5 protein-coding genes are annotated in these 3772 nt (G+C 63.5%); 4 read left to right on the top strand and 1 reads right to left on the bottom strand.

All coding sequences use genetic code 11. The annotated features are described in order from the left end of the window. Positions 1-412 (top strand): choice-of-anchor Q domain-containing protein (locus tag AC56LU_RS23945; RefSeq protein ID WP_497178105.1); only part of this gene is annotated, 412 nt, incomplete at its 5' end. Positions 413-672: 260 nt separating this feature from the next. Continuing rightward, complete coding sequence (locus AC56LU_RS23940) at positions 673-2082, top strand: choice-of-anchor Q domain-containing protein (RefSeq protein ID WP_497178104.1); 1410 nt, start codon at positions 673-675, stop codon at positions 2080-2082. Positions 2083-2160: 78 nt separating this feature from the next. On the opposite strand, the gene AC56LU_RS23935 is transcribed toward AC56LU_RS23940, so the two are convergent. Further along, the gene (locus AC56LU_RS23935) at positions 2161-2844 is read right to left on the bottom strand and encodes an SOS response-associated peptidase (RefSeq protein ID WP_497178103.1); all 684 of its coding nucleotides are present in this window, start codon (positions 2842-2844) and stop codon (positions 2161-2163) included. Between the two features lie 119 nt (positions 2845-2963). Here AC56LU_RS23935 and AC56LU_RS23930 point away from each other — a divergent pair, with 119 nt between their 5' ends. Beyond that, a complete protein-coding gene (locus tag AC56LU_RS23930) occupies positions 2964-3368 on the top strand; it encodes a hypothetical protein (RefSeq protein WP_497178102.1) in 405 nt (134 codons plus the stop codon). A gap of 18 nt (positions 3369-3386) precedes the next feature. Beyond that, positions 3387-3587, top strand: a complete 201-nt coding sequence (locus tag AC56LU_RS23925; RefSeq protein WP_497178101.1) for a hypothetical protein — start codon at positions 3387-3389, stop codon at positions 3585-3587. Positions 3588-3772 lie beyond the last annotated feature (185 nt).

Genomic DNA, 3772 nt, shown 5'->3' with positions numbered 1-3772 from the left:
CAACACGGTGACGTCGTCGATGACCGGCATCATCGTCGGCGGCGGCGACTTCTACTTCACCTCGGCCGGCGCCAACAACGTCCACGTGCACAACAATATCGTGTACGACAACCAGTACGGCATCTCGGAGCAGGGCCGGACCGGCAAGGGCAACACCTACAAGAACAACCTGGTGTTCCAGAACCCGAAGTACAACTACCGCCTGTTGAATGGCCTGACCTACACCAACACCGTCACCTCGAACCCGTTGTTCGTCGCTTACTCGCGTACTGCCGTCACGCCGAACTACAAGCTGAGCGCCAGCTCGCCGGCGATCGGCCGCGGCATCTCCACCTACGCACCGTCGGCCGACATCGAAGGCCGTTCGCGCACCGCAACCCCTGGCATCGACGTCGGCGCCTACGAGCGCTAAGCCGACAGCCCGGTCCTGGCGAAGCAGGTCCGGGTAGCACCAAGCAGCACCAAGCAGCAACAAGTAGTGCCATCCCGTGCAGGCGGCCTCCGCCGCCTGTGCATCCCGAGGGCCACGCAACGCGTGCGCCTGATCAAGCAACCAGGAAGACGCCACCGCTTTTTTACAGGTGGCCGGCTGTACCGGATCTCCCGGTGCACGGGGCACTTTTTGCCCGTCATTCCACGCCCACTCATTTCGGGCACACAGGAAAAACACAGATGAACAAGACTTTCGCTTTCGCTTCGCACATCCGCCACCACGCCGTCCTCTGCGGTACCGCAGCAGCCCTGCTGGGTGCGTTTGGAACACTCAGCGCCGGCCACGCTGTCGCCGCCACCTCGGCCAACGCGCCGACCCTGGCAGCCGCCACCACCGCGCAGAAAAACCAGATCAACCAGCTCTACCTGGATATCCTGGGCCGCAATGCGGATGCCGCCGGGCTGGCATGGTGGGCGCAGGCACTGGACAACGGCGTCTCGATGGACTACATCGCCGCGCAGCTGAAGGCAAGCGACGAATACAAGAGCCGCAATAATAATTCCGGCCCAACCGCAGGCGGCATGCCGACCATTCCGGCCACCACCTATAATTACTATGTGTCGCCGACCGGCTCGGACAGCGCCAACGGCAGCAAGTCGGCGCCGTTCAAGACCCTGGCGCGCGCCGCCCAGGTCGCCACCAAGCCGAGCACCACCGTGTTCGTGGCGCCGGGCACCTATGCCGGCGGTATCAAGACCACCGGCAGCGGTACCGCATCGGGCCGCATCTACTGGGTCTCGACCACCAAGTGGGGCGCCAAGATCGTTCCGCCGGCCAACTCGACCAACAAGACCGCCTGGGACAACCGCGGCAACTACGTCAGCATCATCGGCTTCGAAGTCGACGGCAGCAAGATCGGCTCGGGGCTTAAGTGGACCGCCGGCATCTACACCGGCGGCTCGTACAACGTGATCCAGGCCAACCACGTGCACCACACCGCCACCACCATCCCGTGCAACAGCGCGGGCGGTTCGGCGATCGGCGTGGACAGCTACTACAAGGGCGTCAAGGGTGACGTGATCGGCAACGTCGTGCACGACATCGGCCCGGCCGGCTGTACCTACGTCCAGGGTATCTACCACTCGACCTCGGGCACCATCATGAACAACCTGGTGTACCGCGTCGGATCGGCGGCGATCCACCTGTGGCACGATGCGACCGACATCAAGATCATCAACAACACGGTGTCCTCGTCGATGACCGGCATCATCGTCGGCGGCGGCGACTTCTACTTCACCTCGGCCGGCGCCAACAACGTCCACGTGCACAACAATATCGTGTACGACAACCAGTACGGCATCTCGGAGCAGGGCCGGACTGGCAAGGGCAACACCTACAAGAACAACCTGGTGTTCCAGAACCCGAAGTACAACTACCGCTTGTTGAACGGCCTGACCTACACCAACACCGTCACCTCGAACCCGTTGTTCGTCGGCTACTCGCGTACCGCAGCCACGCCGAACTACAAGCTGAGCACCAGTTCGCCGGCGATCGGCCGCGGCATCGCAACCTACGCACCGTCGAGCGACATCGATGGCCGCGCACGTAATGCGACCACCGGTTTCGACGTGGGTGCATACCAGCACTAATAGCGCGTTGTAGGGAAGTAGAAAAACCCGCACGTGCGAGCGTGCGGGTTTTTCTTGCGTCCGGTAAAAAATAAAGGACTAGTCGACGAGCGGCAGGGCCATCTGCGGATCCTGCGCGCCGGCGCGGTTCACTGCCGTGCTCACCTGGTACCATTCGAAGGCGTCGCAGGGCAGGGCGGCGCGGCGTGCCAGGTCTAGGGCCTCCTCGGGCGACAGGTCCGGGTTGAGCCATAGTTCGGCATCTTCCGCTTCGAGCACCACCGGGCGGCGGTCGTGGATGTCGAGCATGCCCTCATCGGCGGCGTCGGTCACCAGCACGAAGCCGGCCTCGGCCCGGTTTTCGGCGCGGTCTTCACCCAGGCTGCCGAAGTTGGCCAGGGCCAGGAAAAACAGCGGCGCCCGGTCCTTGCGGTGGATGTGCCAGGGCTGTTTCTTGCCCTTTTCGCCGGTCCACTCGTACCAGCCCTCGGCCGGCACGATTGCGCGCCCTTTCTTGAGCAGCGGCTTCCAGTAGCGGTTGGTGAGCTTGTCCATGCGCGCATTGACCATCACCGGCACCTTGCCTTCGGCCCAGCGTGCGCGGTAGCTCCAGAACACGTCGTCGATGCGGCGCTCGCCGTCCTGCAGGTGCATCACCGGGCGGTAGCTGCCGGGCGAAACATTCCAGGCAGGGGAGGACTCGCTGTCGTAGACCGCGTCGGTCCAGCCGAATACGCTGGCGTAATAGCGAGCCGTCTGGCTCTGGTCGAATCGTCCACACATGGGCGCATGGTAGCGCAGCCGGGCGTGGGGTGCGGCACGGTACAGACCGGATGAGTTCGTGTACCAGGAGTCCGCGGTGGTATGCTCGCGATGAATCGACCCGATAGGAGAACTAGGTTATGGCAACTGGCTGGTGGAGCGTCCTCAAGACCGTCCCGTGGAGTGAAGTGATCAATGCGGCGCCCCAGGTGGCGACCGGCGCGCGCAGGCTGTGGGACACGGTGGCGCGCAAGTCCGGCGGCGCGGCCGGCATGGCGCCGGAGCCGATGATGCGCGACGAGCCGCAGGAAGATTATTTCGGCACGCTGGTCATGCGCGTCGAAAAGAATGAAATGTCGCTGGCCGAACTGCGCACCCAGATGCTGCAGGCCTCCGAAATCATCGCCAACATGGCCGACCAGAACGCCCAGCTGATCGCCAAGATGGACGCGGCGCGCGATCGCATCCTGTGGCTGAGCGTGGCCACCGGCGTGTCGTCGGTGCTGGCGCTGGTGGCGCTGGCACTGGTCATGGCGCGCACCTAGCGGGCAACGGCAGTTCCCATGAAAATCGTCCTGATCCTGGCGACCTTGTTCGTCTTCATTTCATTGCTGTTGAACTCGGCGCGTCGCAAGGGCAAGCTGGACAACAAATCCAGCCGCGCCGTCGCCGAGCTGGCGACCTCGATGCGGGTCTTCGTCTACGGCTTGCTGTTCTTCGTGGGCCTGGTGTGCCTGGCAGTGGCCTACGAGTCGCTGCGCTGAGCCGTGGAAGCAAAATTTTTGGCGCTGTCACCTTTAGCTATGGATGAGGATTGAACTGCTGAGCTCCGTGGCGGTCGAACACCCGTCTGCATCGACGGGAGCCGGCCATGAAAGCACCCAGTTTCAAGAAATGGTTCGCACGACTGCCTGCGCTGAACCAGCCGCAGCGCCTGCAAACGCTGGCC

It is taken from the genome of Telluria sp. PB2R4, from assembly GCF_059685695.1.
The sequence above is the reverse complement of the archived record's forward strand: the minus strand, read 5'-3'. Positions and strand labels throughout refer to the sequence as shown.